Consider the following 20,124-nt stretch of genomic DNA (forward strand, 5'->3'; position numbering starts at 1 on the left):
CGTATCGGTTGACGCGTCGCAAAACAATGCTCGTCTAGCTCTTCCGTTCCCATTCCGCGAACAAAAGATGACGACGCTTCGAAATTTGCCGTGATCGTCTAACAGTTTGAGATAAAAGGTGAAATGTCAGCGTTGCGGCAAAATCATGGCAGCTGGAAAGCACTGCCACAATTTTAATCAGCAAGACCCTGGGCACGCCGTCTAAAGTCGTGTGCAGGCATTCAGCAAGGTCAAACGCAAATATAACCGGTAGAGGCACTTGGAGCGCCCGTGCGTGCCCTGGGGAACCCTGAGCGACGCTCCAAGTCCTTGAATCTAGGCCGGTATTCTGACGACCACCTCGGCACTATCTCCGGCTTTTGGCTCGAAGGACGAAGATTTGGTCTTCGTGCCGTTCACTTCAAGTGAGATGGCCCGGGCCTTTTTGTCGCGGACGACGCGTACTTTGATCTCGGCGCCCAGCATCTTCAGGGTTGCCGAATAGCCGTCCCAATGGCTGGGAAGTCTCGGCGTGAACTGGAGGCGCTGTCCGCGGCGCTCTATGCCGAGAATGCTCTCGACCGCAGCGCGATAAAGCCAGCCCGCCGACCCGGTATACCAGGTCCAGCCGCCGCGGCCGCCCTTGTCTTGCTCGGAATAAACATCGGCCGCGACGACGTAAGGTTCCACCCGGTAGCGCTCTGCCGCGGCTTCGTCGAGCGCATGGTTGACCGGATTGAGCATCGAAAGGCAACGGTAGGCATCGTCGGTGCGACCCATCTCGGCGAGCGCAATGACGAACCATGTCGCCGCGTGCGTGTATTGGCCGCCGTTTTCACGGACGCCCGGCGGATAGCTCTTGATGTAGCCCGGGTCCTTTTCCGTCTTCGAGAAGGGCGGGGTGAACAGTTTGACGATCTTGAGCTCGTCGTCGACGAGCGCTTTCATCGCCTGCCCCATTGCAGTCGTCGACCGCGCCGGGTCGCCCTCGCCCGAAAGCACGCTCCAGGACTGGGCGATCGAGTCGATCTTGCACTCGTCCGATTTGCGCGAGCCGAGCGGCGTGCCGTCGTCGAAGCTGCCGCGCCGATACCACTCGCCATCCCAGGCGGTGCTTTCCAGCGCCCGCTTCAGCACCTCGGCGTGCTTTGTCCAGGCTTGCACGCGCTTGGCATCGCGCTCCGCCTTGGCGACAGCGGCAAAGTCGCCGAGCGTCTTCAGCAGGAACCAGCCCAGCCACACGCTCTCGCCCTTGCCATGCTCGCCGACGCGGTTCATGCCGTCGTTCCAGTCGCCGCCGAGGATCAGCGGCAGCCCGGCTGGGCTGCTGCGCTTGACGGCAAGATCGAGCGCCCGCGCGCAATGGTCGTAGAGCGAGGCTGTCTTCTTCGAGATTTCCGGGATGAAGAAAGCATCGTGCTCGCCTTCGCCCAGCGCCTGCCCTTCGATGAAGGGCAGTTGCTCCTTCAGGATCGCGGTGTCGCCTGTCACCAGCAGGTAGCGGGCCGTGGCGTGGGCCAGCCAGACCACGTCGTCCGAGATCATGGTGCGGACGCCGGCCTCGGTGCGCGGCAGCCACCAATGCTGCACATCGCCTTCGGGGAATTGCCGCCGCGCCGCGTTGAGGATCTGATCGCGCGCCAGCTTGGGGTCATGCGCCAGCAAGGCCAACGTATCCTGCAACTGATCGCGGAAGCCGAAGGCACCGCTCGCCTGATAGAACGCAGAGCGAGCTCGGATGCGGCAGGCCAGGCTCTGATAGGGCAGCCAGTGATTGACCATGGCGTCGAGTGCCTTGTCCGGCGTCTCGACCTGGATGGTGTCGAGAAAGCCGCGCCATGTGCGCTCGTTGTCGGCCAGCCGCTGATCGAAATCCCTGGAGCGATGGGTCTGCACCAGCGCGCTGGCCTCCTCGGGCGAGGCCGCATCGCCGAGCAGCCAGAGCAGCGTGACGTCGCCACCGGCAGCGATGTCGATGTCGCGTGCGATGGCCGCGCAGGGATCGTCGCCGGCCTCGACGCGGCCCGACAGGCCGGTGCCGCTCAGCACGGCATGCGGAAACTCGCTCGTGCCTTGCCTGCCGATGAACTCGCCGCGATCGGCGGTGACCGAATGCACCGCACCGTCGGCGGCCAGAAAGGCGATCCGCTCGCCGAAATCGAGCCCATAGGGATTTTGCGCCAGCAATGCGCCGGTTGCGGCATCCCTCGACGGAACGATGCTTGCAGCGGTGCGCGAGCGATGGCCGCCAAGAACCCATTCCGCATAGGCATAGATACGCAGCCGCATCGACACCGAACCCGAATTCTGGATGCGCAGCCGCGATATCTTCACCGGATCGACGGGATCGACAACATGGGTCAGGTCCATCGACAGCGGCCCGCGTTTTGAACGGAACGTCGAAAAACCCTGCCCGTGCCAGGTTTCGTAGGTCATTGTCGGATCACGCACCACGGCAGCCATTGGCGAGAACGCCCTGCCACTGGCATGATCGTAGATATAGATGCCCTCGCCCGGCCGGTTGGTGACCGGATCGTTCGACCATGGCGTCAACTGATAGTCGCGGCTGTTGCGGCTCCAGGTGAAGGCAGCGCCTTCAGCCGAAATGTGGAACCCGAACGACGGGTTGGAGATGACGTTGATCCACGGCTGCGGCGTCGTGCGCCGGCCGGCAAGACGCACGACGTAGTGGCGTCCGTCCCCGTCGAAGCCGCCGAAACCGTTCCATTGGTCGAGCCCGCTGCCGTCGACGCGGCCCTCGATCAGTGCCTGGGCGGCAGATGCTTGCGACGTCGGCACCGGCAAGGACGGCTCGCGAAGCGCTGCAAGGTCTGCCGGCTGGAGGGCGGCGTCCCGCGCCTGCAGTGCCGCGGCCTCGGCGCGCTCGATCTGGTCGAAGATGGTGCCGTTGCGCGTATGCAGCACCACCCGGGCGACGGCGAGCAAGGTCCTGTAGGTCGTTTCCTCCATCAGATCGCGGCGCACCGCGAAAATGTGCTGGCGGGGTCCGAGCTCCTTGCCGCGCAACCGGCTGTTTTCGCACAGCGTCTCGACCGCGCGCTGCAGGTCCTGCACGTAGGATGACGCCTGCTCGTTGACGACGACAAAATCGATCATCATGCCGCGAGCGCGCATGTATTCCTGGAAGCGAAGCGCCTGGGCGACGATCTCCAGATCGGCGACATCGGCGATCCTGACCAGGAAAATCGGAAAATCGCCGGATATGCTGGTCGGCCACAGGCTGGACTGCCTGCCGAGCCCGGAAACGATGGATTCGCCGGGAAGGCGCAGGAACGGATCGGGATAGATCAGATAGCGCGCCAGCTTCTGCACATTGGCGGCGTCGGACAGGCTGAGGCCAAGGTGCCGGGTCTGCACCTGCGAGCGCGTCCAGGCGAGCATCGCCTGGCGGGCGAAGCTTTCGGGATGGTCGAGCCGTGCGATGGCGGCATCCAATTCGGCGCGATGGGTACCAACGACGGTCCAGAAGGTCAGCGAAATCTTCTTGTTGGCCGGCACGCGCACCTGCCGGCGAAGCGATGCGATCGGATCCAGGGTGAATCCGGAATGGCCGCCAAGCTTGGCGCCGGGATCAAAGGCAGCCGCCTCGGTGATGGTGCGGCCGCGGCCGATGAAAGCGCGCCTGTCGGTTTCCGCCTCGGCGTCGCGCGCCGATCCAGACGGGTCGGTGACGAAATGCACCATGGTGACGTCGGGTTCGTCCTTCTCGCGCTTGCGCCTGGTGGCGAAGATCGCGCCGTTGTTCGACGCGATCTCGGTCTCCACGAACATCTTCGAAAAGGCAGGATGGGCATTGTCCGAGGGCTCGGAGCCCAGCACCAGTTCGGCAAACGAGGTTACTTCGATATGCCGGTCGGCGGGGCCATCATTGTGGAGCGTCACCCGTCGGCCCTCACCATTGCCTTCCGAGATGACGATACACTCGACTTCCGAACGCAGCGATCCGATCGATTTGACGAAGCTCGCCTTGTCGTCGGAAAACAGCGTCTGCGCACGCTCGCCGGCGGCGCGCTTCGGCTCGGCGGTGGCCGACCACCAGTCGCCGTTGCTGGCGTCGCGCAGGAAAATATAGGAACCAAGGCGGTCCTCGGTCGGATCCGGCTGCCAGCGCGTGACGGCAAGTTCGCCCAAGCGGCTGTAGCCGGACCCGGTGGCGGTGACCATGACCGAGTAGCGGCCATTGGACATGACACTGGTCGAGCGCAGCGCCCTGATCGGATCGAGCACGATGCGCGTATCCGGGCTTTCCAGCTCGGTCTCGTCCTTCGAGCGCTCGTCGGCCTCGGTCCTGACGGTCGCGGTCGGGATGTCGCGCGGCGCCCTTTCCTGCAGCAGCAATTCGGCCGACTCGATCACCGGATCGCTGTGGAAGCGGTCGCGCAGGCGCCCTTCGAAGATCGCATCGGCAACGGCGGCAATCGACATGCCGGAGTGGTGGGCCATGTAGTTGAGCACGACGGCGTGGTCGGTGCCCTCAGGGACGCGTTGCGGCGTGAAATCCACCGCGTCGTAAAAGCCGTGCCGGCCCAGCGCGCCCAGCCGCCTCAGCCTGGCCAGGTTCTGCACGGATTCATGCGGCGTGAACTGCGCTGCCAGCACGGTCGCGTAAGGCGCGATCACCGTATTTTGGCCAAGGCCGCGCTTCAGGCCGAGCCCGGGCACGCCGAAATTGGTGTACTGATAGGTCAGCTCGCGGTCGCGGGCGTTGTAGGCCGCTTCCGAAATCCCCCAGGGAACGTTCTTCGAACGGCCGTACTGGATCTGGCGCTTGATGATCAGCTTGCTGGTCTGGTTGAGAATGCTGCCTTGCGGCTCCTTCATCACCAGCGGCGGCATCAGATATTCGAACATCGAGCCGGACCAGGACATCAGTGCGCCCTGGAAGCCGATCTCGACGATCGGCCGGCCGAGCCGGAACCAGTGCTCGGTCGGCAAATCGCCCTTGGCGATGGCGAACAGGCTGGTCAGCCGCGCCTCGGAGGCCAAAAGGTCGTAGCAGCTTTCGTCGAGCTGATGCTCCTCGACCCGGTAACCGATCGACAGGAGCTTCCGTTCGGGCCGCATCAGGAACGAGAAATCCATCTCGAAGGCGAAACGGCGCGTGCGCTCGCGCAAGGTCAGAAGCTTGGCCCGCAATGCCGCGACGGCGTTTTCGTCGCTGTGCGCGTCGTGCACATGGGCCTCGCAGGTGGCTTCGAGCCTGGCCGCCCAATCGGCGATGGTGTCGCTCTGGGTCGATGCGGCTTCGGTGTGGATGGCTGTTGCGAGCTTGCGTATCTCGCCGGCCAGGACGGCCAGATTGATCGTGCGGATCGACGCCATCTCCGGCTGCGCCTTGATCAATTCGACCGCCCGCCGCATGCCGTCGAGACGGTCGGCGAGCCGCTGGCGCAAGGGCCGCAATTGACGCCGGTCGTCGGGCAGTTCCTCAAGGCTTTCGTCGAGGATGGTGACGGTGTCGAGGATGCCTTCGAAGTCGCCCTGCACATGCACCGACGGCGCTTCGGCCCATTCGGCGCAGGCAGCAGCCACGGCCACCAGATGGCCGGCGAGATTGCCGCTGTCGACGGCAGAAATGTAAAGCGGGTAGAGCGGCTTCAGGGTCGTCGTGTCGTACCAGTTGAAGAGATGGCCGCGGTCGCGCGGCATGCTCTCGATGGTCGACATGGTCGCGTCGATGCGGTTGACGGCGTCGGAGAGGCTGATCCAGCCGAAATCGCGTGCCGAAATCACCGACAGCAGGTAGACGCCGATATTGGTCGGCGAGGTGCGGGGCGCCACTACGGGTGCCGGGCTTTCCTGGAAATTGTCCGGCGGCAGATGGTGATGCTCGGCCGTCACGAAGGTCTCGAAATAGTGCCATGTACGCCGCGCCACGGTGCGCAGCGCGTGGATGTCGGCGGCAGATATGCGCAGGCGGTCCTCGGTTTCGGCCGAACGGCTGATCCAGCAGGCGATGGCGGGCGAGCCGATCCAGAACAAGGCAAAGAAGAAGGCGACGAAGGCGCCGGTGGAATCGGCCAGCACCGGGACGGCGAGGCCGACGACGCCGATGATCACCGCACCGTACATGATGCTGTAATAGGAGCCGAGATCGTTGTCGCCGCCCTTGTGTGCCTGCGAGGCGGTGCGCCATTCGAGCAGGTTCTGGCGGCTGACGAACAGGCGGTAGAGCGTGCGGATGATTGCGTCGCCCATCATCCAGGCAAGATGCGCCATCAGCACGATCTTCAGCGCCACCAGGGCGGTACCGAAGGCAACGTCGCGCGCCAGCGCCGAGAAATGGCCGCGCGGCGTCTGATCGCCGCTCTTCGGCAGGATGGCGTTGACGATGTCGAAAGTGGGCGCCATGAACAGCGTAAGGATCAGCAGCGCCTGCCATTGCGCGGCCTGCGTGAAGGGCAGCAGCGTCCAGCCGGCGATCGCGGCCATCATCCAGAAGATCGGCGTCACCGAGCGGCGCAGATTGTCCACCATCTTCCAGCGCGACAGCGCAGGCACATTTGAGCGCGGGCCGAGGATGAATCCCAGAAGCTGCCAGTCGCCGCGTGCCCAGCGATGGTGGCGCGACGCGTCGACCGAATAGCGGGTGGGATAGTCCTCGACCAGTTCGACGTCGGTGACCAAAGCCGAGCGCGCCAGCGCCCCTTCGAGCAGATCGTGGCTGAGGATGGTGTTTTCCTCGATGCGGCCCTTCAGTGCCGCCTCGAAGGCGTCGACATGGTAGAGACCCTTGCCGGTGAAGGAACCGTCGCCGAAGATGTCCTGGTAGAGATCCGACACGGCAAAGACGTACGGATCGAGCCCGCGATTGGCGGAAAAGACACGCTGAAAGAACGACGCCTCGTCGCCACTGGTCAGCGACGCGGTGATGCGCGGCTGCAGGATGGAATAGCCTGCGATGACCTCGCGCCGGGCCACGTCGAAATGCGGACGGTTGAGCGGGTGGCAAAGCTTGCCGGCCAGCGCAGCGACGGCGTCGCGGGTGGTGCGGGTGTCGGCGTCCAGCGTCATCACGTGGACGACGCTCTCCGGCAATGGCACTTCCAGCGGCAGGAAGGTGGTGTCGCTGTCGCCGCGCAGCAGAAGGTTCAATTCGTGCAGCTTGCCGCGCTTGCGCTCCCAGCCCATCCAGACGCCTTGCGACGCGTTGTAGAGCCGGCGCCGATGCAGCAGATAAAAGCGCGGCGCGCCTTCCGAGGGATAGCGGGCGTTCAGCCTGGCGATTTCGGCGCGGGCGAATTCGAGGATTTCGACATCCGCCGTATCGATTTCGGTCTTCGAGTCCGGCCAGTCGGAAAGCAGCGCGAAATAGACCTCACCCGCCGTGTTGGCGAGGTGATGCACCTCGATGTTGCGGATGTTCTCCTCGACATCGTCGCGCGAGCCGATCAGCGACGGCACCACCACCAGCGTGCGCGCCTCGGCCGGCACACCGTGCCTGAAATCATAGCCGATGAGACGCGTCGGCTTCAAAAACAGCGAGACGACGGTGTTGAAGAATGCGAGCGCACCTTCGCTGGCTGGCACCGCGAATAGGGCCAGCATCAGGACGATCGACGGCACCGACAGGCCGAGATTGGCAAGCGCATTGCCGGAAACGACCAGAAGCAGGACCGTCAGCGCAAACACCGGCACGACGATGCCCAGCCATCCGGTCTTGCGGAACGTCCGGGTGATCGTCTTGCCGATGGTCGGCCGGTAGCCGATCGACCGCTCGAGCTCCATCCGGCGCGGGCCGACCAGAAAGAAGCCGATGTCGGTGTGAGCGATCGGACCGGTTTCGGAGCCCGGTGCATCGGCAGCATGGCCGGCGAGTTCTATCGCCCTTTCGGCAACGCGAAATTCGGAGAGATCGGAACGGCGTGCCAACTCCTCGATCGCAGTCCGGTACTGGTCGCGCGAAAAGAAATCGAGCGCCGCGAAATCGGTGCGTTCGCGCAGCAAGGTGTCGATGCGGCTGACGCCCTCGAACCACACCGTCCAGTCGATGTCGTTGATGAGGCGCAGGCCGCGGATGATGTTGCCAGTGGTCACGTTGCCGCTGGACAGCGTGTGGTGCTCGCTGAGGATGATCTCCTCGGCGTCGGAGCCGGTCCTTTCCAGCTCGCCCTCCAGCCATTCCAGCGCCCTGCCGGCATTTTGCGAGCCGTCACGCAGCCGGTAGAGCAACTGGGTGGCGAAGGTGGTGTCCTGCGCATGGGCGCTGTAGTGGGAAAGTATCGCCTGCCGGTCGGCGCTGTCGTCCGTCGCCAGCACACGGTCGGCGACCTCGTTGGCGATCTGGCGCAGTTCCCGCGTGCGATTGACGCGGACCGCGATGCGGCGAAGGTTCTCGATCAGGACGAAGCGCAGCAGCGACGGCAGCGCCCATAATTCGCCGATCTTCAGCGGCTCGACGGACTGGAAGCCTTCAACGATCGCCCTGAACATGGCCGACGAGACGGAACTGTCGGAATGCGCCACATAGGTCCATGCGACCGCCAGCGCGCGCGGCACGCTGGATCCGTCGGACAGTTTCAGCGTCGGCAACTGACGGTAGAAGCGGCGCGGCAGGTCGCGCTTGACCTGAAAAATGGTCTCCTCGACCAGGTAATTGTTGTCGAGCAGCCACTGCGCCGCCGGCGTGATCGTTTCGCCCCTCGCCTGGGCAGCGTTGGTGGAACGGTAAACATCGAGAATCTTCCTGGCGCTGTCGCGGATGCGCGCCTGAAAGTCGAAAGGTGTCAGACCGAACAAATCCTTGGCATCGCCATTGGCAAGGGCTGCGCCCAATGCGCGCAGCCGATCTTCCGGCAGGAAATTGGAGCGGATCGGCTCGTCGGTGACAGCCGGGAAGCTGGCGCTCGTCTTTTCGATTTGTGCGAGATTGGTCTGGATATTCATCTAAGGTTCCGTGTTGGGGACGCGGTGCGGCGTCACCGCCACGGCAATGTCCCTAAAACCGGTCCAAATGCAATTGGTTGCATCGCAACACTTGGCCGAATGTTTGTTTCCGCACCACGACAAGGTGTCGTCTTTCGACAAGTTCCAGGCGAGCGCTCCGAGCATCGTTTCGGCTTCTGATCGGCGGAAGATTCAGGCTTTTTCGTGATGCAGCGACCAGCTTACGCGATATTTGGCCGGCATCGCGATCATGTTTGGAAACAGGCGTTAATCGTTGCCGGCAATGCGGTCGATGCGGATCACGAACAGCATCGCCGGCCGGACGGGATGCAGGCGCAGTTCAGGTGCTTGCGGCCCGAGCAACAGCGCATCGAGCGGCCCCAGTTGCACGGACGCTGCGCCGGCCACCCTGAGCTCGCCGTCGACGCACAGGATGAGCGCCGCATCGGCGTCGGCCCGGATCTCCGTCGGAGCCGAAATCAGCAGGCGCTCGACCGTGTGGGCCGCCCGGGCGCGGCGCGTCATGACGTTGAGGTCGGTGATCGGACCGGCGATCAGCGTCGCTTGCGTCGGCACATCGGCTGGAAAGGCAAGCGGTGCGGAAGCCCGGGTGATTTCGACCGGCGGCCGGCCGGCGATGTCGAGGACCATGCCCTCGCCTTCCAGCAAGGCCAAGGTCCGGTCGACGCCGGCGAAGCCGGAGAACGGCCCGCTGCTCTCGACGCGCGCCATCGAGACGCGCCAGTCGAAATCGTCGAGCCCGGCACCTGGCGGCGAGACGGCAATCTCCGTCGTCACCCCGCCACCGTTCTTCCACGGCATCGAGCGGTATTCCGGAGCCCGAAGGATGCGCAAGGCGCGGCTCAGCCCAATATGCCGGGCAGGTTGAGCTGGTTCTCCCGGGCGCACTCGATCGCGATGTCATAGCCGGCATCGGCGTGGCGCATGACGCCGGTCGCCGGATCGTTCCACAGAACCCGCTCCAGGCGCTTGGCCGCCTCGGGTGTGCCGTCGGCGACGATGACCATGCCGGCATGCTGCGAAAAGCCCATGCCGACGCCGCCGCCATGGTGCAGCGACACCCAGGTGGCGCCGGACGCCGTGTTGAGCAAGGCATTGAGCAACGGCCAGTCGGAGACGGCATCGGAGCCGTCCTTCATCGCCTCCGTCTCGCGGTTCGGCGAGGCGACCGAGCCGGAATCGAGGTGATCGCGGCCGATGACCACCGGCGCCTTCAGTTCGCCCCTGGCGACCATCTCGTTGAAGGCGAGGCCGAGCCGGTGGCGATCGCCAAGCCCAACCCAGCAGATGCGCGCCGGCAGTCCCTGGAAGGCGATACGCTCGCGTGCCATGTCGAGCCAGTTGTGCAGATGGGTGTTGCCGGGCGTGAGTTCGCGCACCTTGGCATCGGTCCTGTAGATATCCTCGGGATCGCCGGAAAGTGCTGCCCAGCGGAACGGGCCGATGCCGCGGCAAAACAGCGGACGGATATAGGCCGGCACGAAACCCGGAAAGGCAAAGGCATTCTCGAACCCCTCCTCCTTTGCCACCTGGCGGATGTTGTTGCCGTAATCGAGCGTCGGCACGCCGGCGTTCCAGAACGCCACCATCGCCTCGACATGCTCGCGCATCGACGCGCGCGCCGCCTTCTCGACCGCCTTCGGGTCGCTGGTGCGCTTCTCGCGCCACTCGGCCAGCGACCAGCCCTTGGGCAGATAGCCGTTGAGCGGGTCATGCGCCGAGGTCTGGTCGGTGACGATGTCGGGGCGCACGCCGCGTCGCACCAGTTCCGGCACGATATCGGCGGTGTTGCCGACCAGGCCGACCGATTTCGCCTCACCGGCTTTGGTCCAGCGCTCGATCTTTTCCAGAGCCTCGTCGAGCGTGTCGGCGCGCTCGTCGACATAGCGGGTGCGCAGCCGGAAATCGATGCGGTCGGGATCGCATTCGACCGCCAGGCAGCAGGCGCCGGCCATGACCGCGGCGAGCGGCTGGGCGCCGCCCATGCCGCCGAGACCGCCGGTCAGGATCCATTTGCCCCTGAGATTGCCGCCATAATGCTGGCGGCCGGCCTCGACGAAGGTCTCGTAGGTGCCCTGCACGATGCCTTGCGTGCCGATGTAGATCCATGAGCCGGCCGTCATCTGGCCGTACATCATCAGGCCCTTTCTATCGAGCTCGTTGAACTTCTCCCATGTCGCCCAGTGCGGCACGAGGTTCGAATTGGCGATCAGCACGCGCGGCGCGTCCGGATGGGTGCGGAACACGCCGACCGGCTTGCCGGATTGCACCAGCAGCGTCTCGTCGTCGCCGAGCGTCGTCAGCGAGGCAACGATGCGGTCGAAATCGTTCCAGGTGCGCGCCGCCCGGCCGATACCGCCATAGACGACCAGCTCGTTGGGGTTTTCGGCAACGTCCGGGTCGAGATTGTTCATCAGCATGCGCAACGGCGCTTCGGTCAGCCAGGTGCGGGCGGTGAGCTCGCTGCCACGCGGGCTGCGCACTTCACGGATGTTGTGGCGAGGATCGGTCATGATTGTCCCTTTCGAATGAGGTGCACCGCATCAGCGCTGGGCCCACGCGATCGCGGTTTCCAGGATCTTTCTCAGCGTAACGCGGATCGGCGCCGCGAATTCGGCGTCGTAAGGCACCGGCCAATTGCCGGGCATGCCCTTGCCTTCGGGCTCGCGCAGATAGCCGCGGTTGGAGAGCTCCATCTGCAGCGCGTGGACGCCGGCTTGCGGCTGGCCGAAATGGCGCGTGATCCAGCCGCCCTTGAAGCGGCCGTTGACGACGAAGCTCTCGCCGGTTTCGGTGAGGATTTGCGTGACGTTCTCCTGCAGCGTTGGATCGGCGCTCTTGCCGTCATTGGTGCCGAGATTGAAGACCGGCAATTTGCCTTCGAAAAGACGCGGCAGCACCGAGCGGATCGAATGGCAGTCGTAGACGACGATCTTCCCCTGCAAAGCGCGCAGCCTGTCGATCTCCGCCTGCAGCGCGGCATGATAGGGTACGAAGAATTTTTCGCGGCGTTCGTCGATCTCCGACGGTCCCGGCTCTTCGCCCTCACGGTAGAGCGGATCGCCGTCAAAGGTCTCGGTCGGGCAGAGCCCGGTCGTCGTCTGGCCGGGATAGAGCGAAACGCCCGACGGATCGCGGTTGACGTCGATGACGGTGCGCGAAATCGCCGTATGCACCACCGTCGCACCAAGGCTCTTGGCAAAGTCATAGAGCTTGTCGATCCACCAGTCACAGTCGCGGCGCCCGAGCCAGGGCGAGACCAGTCGGCTGTCGAGGCCGGCGAGGTCGATGCCGGTATGCGGGATCGAAACCAGCAAGGGTGCTGTGCCACGCTTCACAGTGAGCCAGGAGGGTGAGGTCATCGGAAGTCTCCGCGCGACAGAACGCGACCTTGCAATTGTCCGTGAACACCGACCTCGCTTTTTGCCGGCCGTGTCGTATTTTGTTCTTGCTTTGTGCCGGCAGCTATGCTACTAATTTCGGTATGGTGCTGATTCGGCCCCACGACCCGCCTTCGAGGCGGGTTTTTTGTTCCTGACCTTGAAAGTTTCGGTGTTGCCGGGCTGAGGTTGGCGGGACAGCGCCCCCCTCTGTCCTGCCGGACATCTCCCCCTCTAGTGGGGAGATTGGCGGTCACGACTGCTTTCGCCAATCTCCAACGTTGCAGTAATGAACGCAGGACCGCAGCTGCCAATCTCCCCCCTGGAGGGGGAGATGTCCGGCAGGACAGAGGGGGGCGCGACGGAACACGACCCGTGCCGGCGTAACGCAGCGACGACGGCTTCACGACGTCACCCCCGGCAGCCTTACCGCGCTTGCCGCTTCCACCGCCGCGCCGTTGCGTACCATGGCGATGGCCTTCTCCATGTCGGGGTGGAAGTGCCGGTCGTTGTCGAGATGCGGCACCTCTGCCCTGACCAGCCGGCGCACCGCCTCCAGTGCCGCGCTCGAGGCCAGTGGCGCATGGAAATCGCAGCCCTGCGCGGCGGCCAGCAATTCGATGCCGATGACGGCCGTCGCATTCTCGACCATGCCGATGAGCCGGCGCGCGCCATGCGCCGCCATCGAAACGTGGTCTTCCTGGTTGGCCGAGGTCGGGATCGAATCGACGCTGGCCGGATAGGCCTTTTGCTTGTTTTCAGAAACCAGTGCCGCGGCCGTCACCTGAGGGATCATGAAACCGGAATTCAGACCCGGCTTGGGTGTCAGAAAGGCCGGCATGCCGGACAGCGCCGGGTCGACCAGCATGGCGATGCGCCTTTCCGACAACGAGCCGATCTCGCAGACGGCAAGCGCGATCATGTCGGCGGCGAAGGCGACCGGCTCGGCGTGGAAATTGCCGCCCGAAAGTGCTGAGTCATCCTCGGCAAAGATCAGAGGATTGTCGGTGACGCCGTTGGCCTCGGTGGCGAGCGTGTCGGCGGCCTTGCGGAGCACGTCGAGCGCTGCGCCCATTACCTGCGGCTGGCAGCGCAGGCAGTAGGGATCCTGCACGCGCTCGTCGCCGACGCGGTGCGATTCACGGATGGCGCTGCCGGCCATCAAATTGCGCAACGCCTCGGCCGTCTCGATCTGGCCGCGATGTTTCCGGAGCAGATGGATACGGGGGTCGAACGGCGCGTCCGAACCCTTGGCGGCATCGGTCGACAGCGCGCCGGCGACCAGTGCCGACTGGTAGAGCACTTCCGCCTCGAACAAAGCCGCCAGCGCATAGGCGGTCGAAAACTGGGTGCCGTTGAGCAGCGCCAGGCCTTCCTTGGCGCCCAATATCACCGGCTCCAGGCCGTGCGAAACGAAGGCGACCTTGGCGGGAAAGCGGCCATGCGGGGTAAAGCATTCGCCGACGCCGATCATCACCGCGGTCATGTGCGACAGCGGCGCAAGGTCGCCGGAAGCGCCGACCGAGCCTTGCGCCGGCACCACGGGGATAACGTCGTTGGCCAGCATCGCCTCGAGCAGTTCGATGGTCCGCGGCCGCACGCCGGAGGCGCCCTGGGCCAGGCTGGCCAGCTTCAGCGCCATCATCAGCCGGCAAATTGCGACGGGCATCGGCTCGCCGACGCCGGCGGCATGCGACAGCACGATGTTTCGTTGCAACGTTTCCAGATCGGCGGCGGGGATGCGGACGCTGGCCAGCTTGCCGAAGCCGGTATTGATGCCATAGACCGGCTCGCCCTTGGCAACGATCCTGGCGACGGCCTCGGCGCTGGCCTTGATCTTCGGCCGGCAGGCATCGTCGAGCCTCAGTGCGGCGCCGCGATAGATGGCGCGCCAATCGGCCAGCGTGGCATTGCCTGGCCTTAGCTTGAGTTCGGTCATTGTCCCCTCCAGATGCGGGCATGCAGCGGGTTGAAGCCCATGCGGTAGACGAGTTCGGCCGGGCGCTCGACGTTCCAGATCGCCAGATCGGCGGATTTTCCGGCCTCCAGCGTGCCGGTCTGTCCAAGCAGCCCGAGCGCGCGGGCAGCCTCGCGGGTGACGCCGGCAAGGCATTCATCGACGGTCAGGCCGAACAACGTCGCGGCCATGTTCATGGTCAGCAGCAGCGAGGTCAGCGGCGACGTGCCGGGATTGTTGTCGGTGGCAACGGCCATCCTGACGCCATGCTGGCGAAACAGGGCGATCGGCGGCTTCTTGGTCTCGCGGATGAAGTAGTAGGCGCCGGGCAAGATGGTCGCCACGGTTCCGGCCTTCGCCATCGCCGCCGCACCGGCCTCGTCGGTATATTCGAGATGGTCGGCCGATAACGCATCATAGCGCGCCGCAAGTTCGGCGCCGTGCAGATTGGACAGCTGGTCCGCATGAAGCTTGACCGGCAGGCCGGCCGCCTTGGCCGCATCGAACACGCGGGCGATCTGCTCCGGCCAAAAGGCGATGCCTTCGCAAAAACCATCGACGGCATTGGCCAGGCCCTCGGCAGCGACGGCCGGCAAAATCTGCTTTGCAACAAGATCGATAAAGGCGTCCTTGTCACCTTTTGCTTCGGGCGGCAGCGCATGAGCGCCTAGGAAAGTGGTCCTGACCGTCACCGGCCGCTCATCGCCCAGCCGTCGCGCGGCGCGCAGCGACTTCTTCTCGTTTTCGAGGTCGAGGCCGTAGCCGGATTTGATCTCGACGGTGGTGACGCCTTCGGCAATCAGCGCATCGAGGCGCGGCAACGACTGGGCGACCAGTTCGTCCTCGTTCGCCGCGCGCAATGCCTTGACCGAGGAAACGATGCCGCCGCCGGCCTTGGCAACCTCCTCATAGCTGGCGCCGGCCAGCCGCATCTCGAATTCATTGGCACGGTTGCCGGCATGGACCAGATGGGTGTGGCAGTCGATCAGGCCGGGCGTGATCCAGCGGCCTTCGCAGTCGGTCGCCTCGGCGTCTTTACCAAGTGCTCTGGGGCGGAGTGCTGCCGGCATGTCGGCTTCCGGCCCGGCATAGACGATCCGGCCGTTGCGCACGGCGATTGCACCGTGCTCGACGACGCCTAACCCGGCGCTGCTTTCGGCCATGGTCGCGAGGCGCGCATTGCGCCAGAGGCGAACCTCCCCTGCCCGGCTTTTGCTCTCTGCAGCCATCATCTTTTCCGTTTCAATCGGTGATGATTATGTATATACATATCAAAAGGCACTGCAAGCGCTATCATCGCATGGCAGGCCGGGATTTGGAGAAAAACGTGACGGCAATCTTTGCGGAACAGGCACTTCTGCCCGACGGCTGGCACAGTAATGTGCGGATCGTCATCTCCGACGGCAGGATCGCCACGGTCGAGGCGAATACCTCGCTCCTGCCTGGCGACGAGCGCCATGCCATCCTTTTGTCCGGCATGCCGAACCTGCACAGCCACGCCTTCCAGCGCGGCATGGCCGGCCTTGCCGAATTGCGCGGGCCCTCCGCCGACAGTTTCTGGAGCTGGCGCGAGGTGATGTACCGTTTCGCGCTGTCGATGACGCCGGACCAGGTCGAGGCGGTCGCGGCCCAGCTCTATGTCGAGATGCTGGAGGCCGGGTTCTCGCGCGTCGGCGAGTTTCACTATTTACACCACGACCGTGACGGCCGGCCCTATGCCAATATTGCCGAGATGGCGGAGCGCACCGTTGCTGCAGCCGCCGAGACAGGCATCGAGCTGACTTTGCTGCCCGTGTTCTACGCGCATTCCTCTTTCGGCGGCGCTGCGCCAAATGAAGGCCAGCGGCGGTTCATCAACTATGTGAATCAGTTCTCGCGACTTGTTGAGAAAAGCCGCGAATCCATTCGCGCGCTGAATCAAGGCGTCGTCGGCGTCGCCCCGCACAGCCTGCGCGCCGTGACGCCGGGGGAACTGGAGATCATCACGGCGATGGCGCCGGAGGGGCCGATCCACATCCATATCGCCGAGCAGATGAAGGAGGTCGAGGATTGTCTTGCCTGGTCCGGGGCGCGGCCGGTCGAATGGCTGCTTGCCAACGCCAACGTCGACCAGCGCTGGTGCCTGATCCACGCTACCCACATGACCGAAGCCGAGACGATCCAGATGGCGAAAAGCGGCGCCGTTGCCGGCCTCTGCCCGATCACTGAGGCCAATCTCGGCGACGGCACCTTTGCCGCGCCGCTGTTCATGCAGCATGGCGGCCGCTTTGGCATCGGCTCGGATTCAAACGTACTGATCGGCCTGCCGGACGAGTTGCGGCAACTCGAATATTCGCAACGCCTCGCCCACCGCGCCCGCAATGTTCTGGCGGTGGCCGGCGGCTCGACCGGTCGCGCGTTGTTCGATGCTGCGCTCGATGGTGGCAGTGCCGCGCTGGGCGCCGGCGCTTCGCAGATCGCCGCAGGTGCCTCGGCCGATTTCGTCTCGCTCGACGGCAAGCATCCATCGCTGGCCGGCAAGACGGGCGATGCAATCCTTGACGCCTGGATTTTTGCCAACGGCACCAAGGTCGATTGCGTCTGGGTGCATGGCAGGAAACTGGTCAGCGACGGCATGCATGCGAAGCGCGATGCCATTGCCGAGCGGTTCCGCAAGGTCATGACGGCGCTTTCGGCATGAGCATGATCGGGATAATAAGCGCGGATTCTGGAAGCGCGGATGGCGGCGAGGTTCTTTCGCTGCACCAGCGCATCCTGTCGGACATCAGCGAACGGATCCTGTCCGGTGCCTGGGCGCCCGGCCACCGCATTCCGTTCGAGCATGAACTGACGGCCGAATACAATTGTTCGCGCATGACGGTGAACAAGGCGCTGTCACAACTGGCCAAGGCCGGGCTGATCGAGCGCCGGCGTCGCTCCGGCAGTTTTGTCCGCCGGCCGCAGTCGCAGGCGGCCGTTCTCGAAATCCACGACATCCGGATTGAGGTCGAGGCGCTTGGCCTGCCCTACCGCTATGAGCGCATGGCGCGAAGCAGAAGGCGCAGCAGCGCCGACGACCGCGCCCTGCTGGAACTCGACGTCGCCGGGCCGGTGCTGGTGCTGGAATGCCGGCATTTCGCCGGCAACCGGCCGTTCGCCCACGAGCAGCGGCTGATCAACCTGTCTGCCGTGCCGGAGGCCGCCGAAGAGGCGTTTTTCGACACCGCGCCCGGTCCGTGGCTGATCGGGCGCGTCCCGTGGAGTGCCGCCGAGCATCGCATCCGCGCCGTTGCCGCCGAAAGGTCTATCGCCGCGGCGCTCGACATCGAGACCGGCGCGCCGTGCCTGGTGATCGAGCGGCGGACATGGAGCGCCGAGCACCCGGTCACCCACGTCCGGTTCACCTACGCGGCAGAGAACCACACGCTGGTGGCGCGGTTCACGCCGTCGCAGGGGTGAGCTCCTAACCCTCCCCCTTGAGGGGAGGGTCGCGGAGCAAATTGCCGCACGGCGGCATTTTGTGACGCGGGGTGGGGTCGGAGCAACCTCGCCGACCCCACCCCGTCTCGCAGTCTCCGCTTCGCTTCGACTACTCGCCGACCCTCCCCTCGAGGGGGAGGGTTAGAGCCGCCGCATTCTCAAATCGCCGCAGTAACAATAATCTCGACCAGATATTCCGGTCCGGCAAGCTTGGCTTCGCCGGTGGCGCGGGCCGGCGTGTTGCCCTGTGGTACCCACTTGTCCCACTCCGCGTTCATCTCGGCGAAGGTGCTCATGTCGGCCAGCCAGATGATCGCCTGCAGGATCTTGGTCTTGTCGGTGCCGGCCTTGGCCAGCAATTCGTCGATCGCCGCTAGAATGTCCCTGGTCTGGGCGCCGACGTTTCCGCCCGGCTTGCCGACCTGACCGGCCAGATAGACGGTGTTGCCGTGGATGACGATCTGGCTCATGCGCGGGCCTACATCGATACGACGAATGCTCATTGGATATTCCTTCTCCTCTTGTCAGCTGCGCCTGTTTAGGGGCCGGGTTCGCCGGGAGCAAGGTCGCTCGAGCGGAACTTCTTGAGCCAAGCCAAAGCACACAACATGACGGCCGGCCGCAATTCCGCCCGATTGGCTTGTTGACTAATGTAATAACATCACATATCGAATCCGCCCCTGCAGCACAGATCGTCGCCCCATGGATCGTCACATGAGCCAAACCTGCCTGACCTTCCGCGACCTGACGCTGGGCTACAACAGCCATCCGGCGATCCACCACCTCGATGGTACGATCCGCAAGGGATCGTTGACAGCGGTCGTCGGCGCCAACGGCTCCGGCAAGTCGACGCTGATGAAGGGCATTGTCGGCGTCCTGAAGCCGATGGCCGGTGCGGTGATCCGGGCGCCGGGCGTGCGCGCCGCCTACCTGCCGCAGCAGTCCGAGCTCGACCGCTCCTTTCCGGCCCGGGTCGTCGACCTGGTTTCGCTGGGCCTGTGGCCGCGGCGCGGCATGCTCGGCCGTTATACAAGAGAAGACCGCGACTCGGTCGGCGAGGCGCTGATGGCCGTCGGCCTCGGCGGTTTCGAGAAGCGCCCGATCGACACACTCTCAGGCGGCCAGCTGCAGCGCACCCTGTTTGCCCGCGTGCTGTTGCAGGATGCCGAGCTCATCCTGCTCGACGAGCCGTTCAACGCGGTCGACAGCAAGACCGTCGGCGACCTGATCGCGCTGATCAAGCGCTGGCACGGCGAGGAACGCACGATCATGGTCGTCGTTCACGATCTCGATCTGGTGCGGCAGAATTTCCCCGAAACGCTGCTGCTGGCGCGCCAGCCGGTCGCCTGGGGAGAGACCAGGGAGACGCTGCGGCCGGAGAATCTGTTGCGCGCGCGCCGCTTCCACGAAGCCTGGGAAGACAACGCGCCATGGTGTGAGCCCGGCGAGCATGATCACAGTGGGCACGAGCACGGCAGCCACGAGCACAGCCATGACCATCATCACGGCTCCGGGCCGAGGGCGGCATGATGGACGTGCTTTATGGTCTTTTCGTCGCCCCGTTTGCCGACTACGCCTTCATGCAGCGGGCGCTCGCCGGTTCGATGATGTTGTCGCTCGGCGCCTGCCCGGTCGGCGTGTTCCTGATGCTGCGGCGCATGAGCCTGTCCGGCGACGCCATGGCCCATGCCATCCTGCCGGGTGCCGCCGCCGGATTCCTGTTTTATGGCCTGGAAATCCTGCCGATGACCATCGGCGGACTGATCGCCGGCATCATCGTGGCGCTCGGCGCCGGCGCCGTCTCGCGCTTCACCATCCAGCGCGAGGACGCCTCGATGGCGGCCTTCTATCTGATTTCGCTGGCGATCGGCGTGCTTATGGTGTCGATCCGCGGCTCCAGCGTCGATCTCATGCATGTGCTTTTCGGCACCGTGCTGGCACTCAACAACGAGGCGTTGACGCTGATCGGCGGCATCGTCGTGGTGACGCTGGTCAGTCTCGCCATCTTCTGGCGAGCGCTGGTCGCCGAATGCCTCGACCCCTTGTTCCTGCGCTCGGTCAGCCGGATGGGCAGCCCGGTGCATTTCATCTTCCTCGGCCTCGTCGTGCTCAACCTCGTCGGCGGCTTCCAGGCGCTCGGCACCTTGCTGTCGGTCGGGCTGATGATGCTGCCGGCAGCGGCGGCCCGCTTCTGGACCTCACGCGTCGAGCCGATGTGCGTGCTGGCCACAGTGATCGGCTTTGCCTCCTGCATTGCCGGGCTGCTGTTGTCCTACCATGCGTCATTGCCCTCCGGCCCGGCCATCATCCTGTCCGCCGGCGTCGTCTATTTCGCCTCGATCCTGTTCGGCACGCGCGGCATCCTGCGCGCCCGTATCGTCCATCACCGCCACAGAACCGCCTGATCCCAACAAGGAGAAC

11 protein-coding genes are annotated in these 20,124 nt (G+C 64.7%); 4 read left to right on the forward strand and 7 right to left on the reverse strand.

All coding sequences use genetic code 11. The annotated features are described in order from the left end of the window. Positions 1-315: 315 nt before the first annotated feature. From NKJ46_RS05780 to hutI, 6 genes are all read right to left on the reverse strand, one after another. Positions 316-8,886 (reverse strand): glycoside hydrolase family 94 protein, encoded by an 8,571-nt coding sequence (locus tag NKJ46_RS05780; RefSeq protein ID WP_352662963.1) that lies wholly within the window; start codon positions 8,884-8,886, stop codon positions 316-318. 267 nt (positions 8,887-9,153) lie between these two features. After that, complete coding sequence (locus NKJ46_RS05785; protein ID WP_352662966.1) at positions 9,154-9,741, reverse strand: HutD/Ves family protein; 588 nt, start codon at positions 9,739-9,741, stop codon at positions 9,154-9,156. 8 nt (positions 9,742-9,749) lie between these two features. Continuing rightward, the gene (hutU, locus tag NKJ46_RS05790) at positions 9,750-11,420 is read right to left on the reverse strand and encodes a urocanate hydratase (RefSeq protein ID WP_352662969.1); all 1,671 of its coding nucleotides are present in this window, start codon (positions 11,418-11,420) and stop codon (positions 9,750-9,752) included. Positions 11,421-11,450: 30 nt separating this feature from the next. Continuing rightward, positions 11,451-12,269 (reverse strand): N-formylglutamate deformylase, encoded by an 819-nt coding sequence (gene hutG, locus NKJ46_RS05795; protein ID WP_352662972.1) that lies wholly within the window; start codon positions 12,267-12,269, stop codon positions 11,451-11,453. A gap of 421 nt (positions 12,270-12,690) precedes the next feature. Further along, positions 12,691-14,226: a histidine ammonia-lyase gene (gene hutH / locus NKJ46_RS05800; protein ID WP_352662974.1), complete on the reverse strand. Its 1,536-nt coding sequence runs from the start codon at positions 14,224-14,226 to the stop codon at positions 12,691-12,693. Next, positions 14,223-15,473 (reverse strand): imidazolonepropionase, encoded by a 1,251-nt coding sequence (hutI, locus tag NKJ46_RS05805; RefSeq protein WP_352662977.1) that lies wholly within the window; start codon positions 15,471-15,473, stop codon positions 14,223-14,225. Before hutI ends, hutH begins: the two co-directional genes overlap by 4 nt. Positions 15,474-15,571: 98 nt before the next feature. Here hutI and NKJ46_RS05810 point away from each other — a divergent pair, with 98 nt between their 5' ends. Both NKJ46_RS05810 and hutC read left to right on the forward strand, forming a co-directional pair. Then, positions 15,572-16,924 (forward strand): formimidoylglutamate deiminase, encoded by a 1,353-nt coding sequence (locus NKJ46_RS05810; RefSeq protein WP_352662980.1) that lies wholly within the window; start codon positions 15,572-15,574, stop codon positions 16,922-16,924. Beyond that, a complete protein-coding gene (gene hutC / locus NKJ46_RS05815; protein ID WP_352662983.1) occupies positions 16,921-17,682 on the forward strand; it encodes a histidine utilization transcriptional repressor HutC in 762 nt (253 codons plus the stop codon). Before NKJ46_RS05810 ends, hutC begins: the two co-directional genes overlap by 4 nt. Before the next feature lie 179 nt (positions 17,683-17,861). Here the strand turns inward: hutC and NKJ46_RS05820 are convergent, their stop codons facing one another. Further along, a complete protein-coding gene (locus NKJ46_RS05820) occupies positions 17,862-18,206 on the reverse strand; it encodes a RidA family protein (protein ID WP_023674415.1) in 345 nt (114 codons plus the stop codon). A gap of 211 nt (positions 18,207-18,417) precedes the next feature. Between NKJ46_RS05820 and aztA the strand changes: the two genes are divergently transcribed. Together aztA and aztB are read left to right on the forward strand one after the other, a co-directional pair. Then, complete coding sequence (aztA, locus tag NKJ46_RS05825) at positions 18,418-19,233, forward strand: zinc ABC transporter ATP-binding protein AztA (RefSeq protein ID WP_352662986.1); 816 nt, start codon at positions 18,418-18,420, stop codon at positions 19,231-19,233. After that, on the forward strand, positions 19,233-20,108 hold the full coding sequence (gene aztB, locus NKJ46_RS05830) for a zinc ABC transporter permease AztB (RefSeq protein ID WP_023674413.1): 876 nt from the start codon (positions 19,233-19,235) through the stop codon (positions 20,106-20,108). Before aztA ends, aztB begins: the two co-directional genes overlap by 1 nt. Positions 20,109-20,124 lie beyond the last annotated feature (16 nt).

Origin of the sequence: Mesorhizobium sp. M0166 (assembly GCF_040322255.1) — a bacterium.
In the GTDB taxonomy this organism is placed as follows: domain Bacteria; phylum Pseudomonadota; class Alphaproteobacteria; order Rhizobiales; family Rhizobiaceae; genus Mesorhizobium.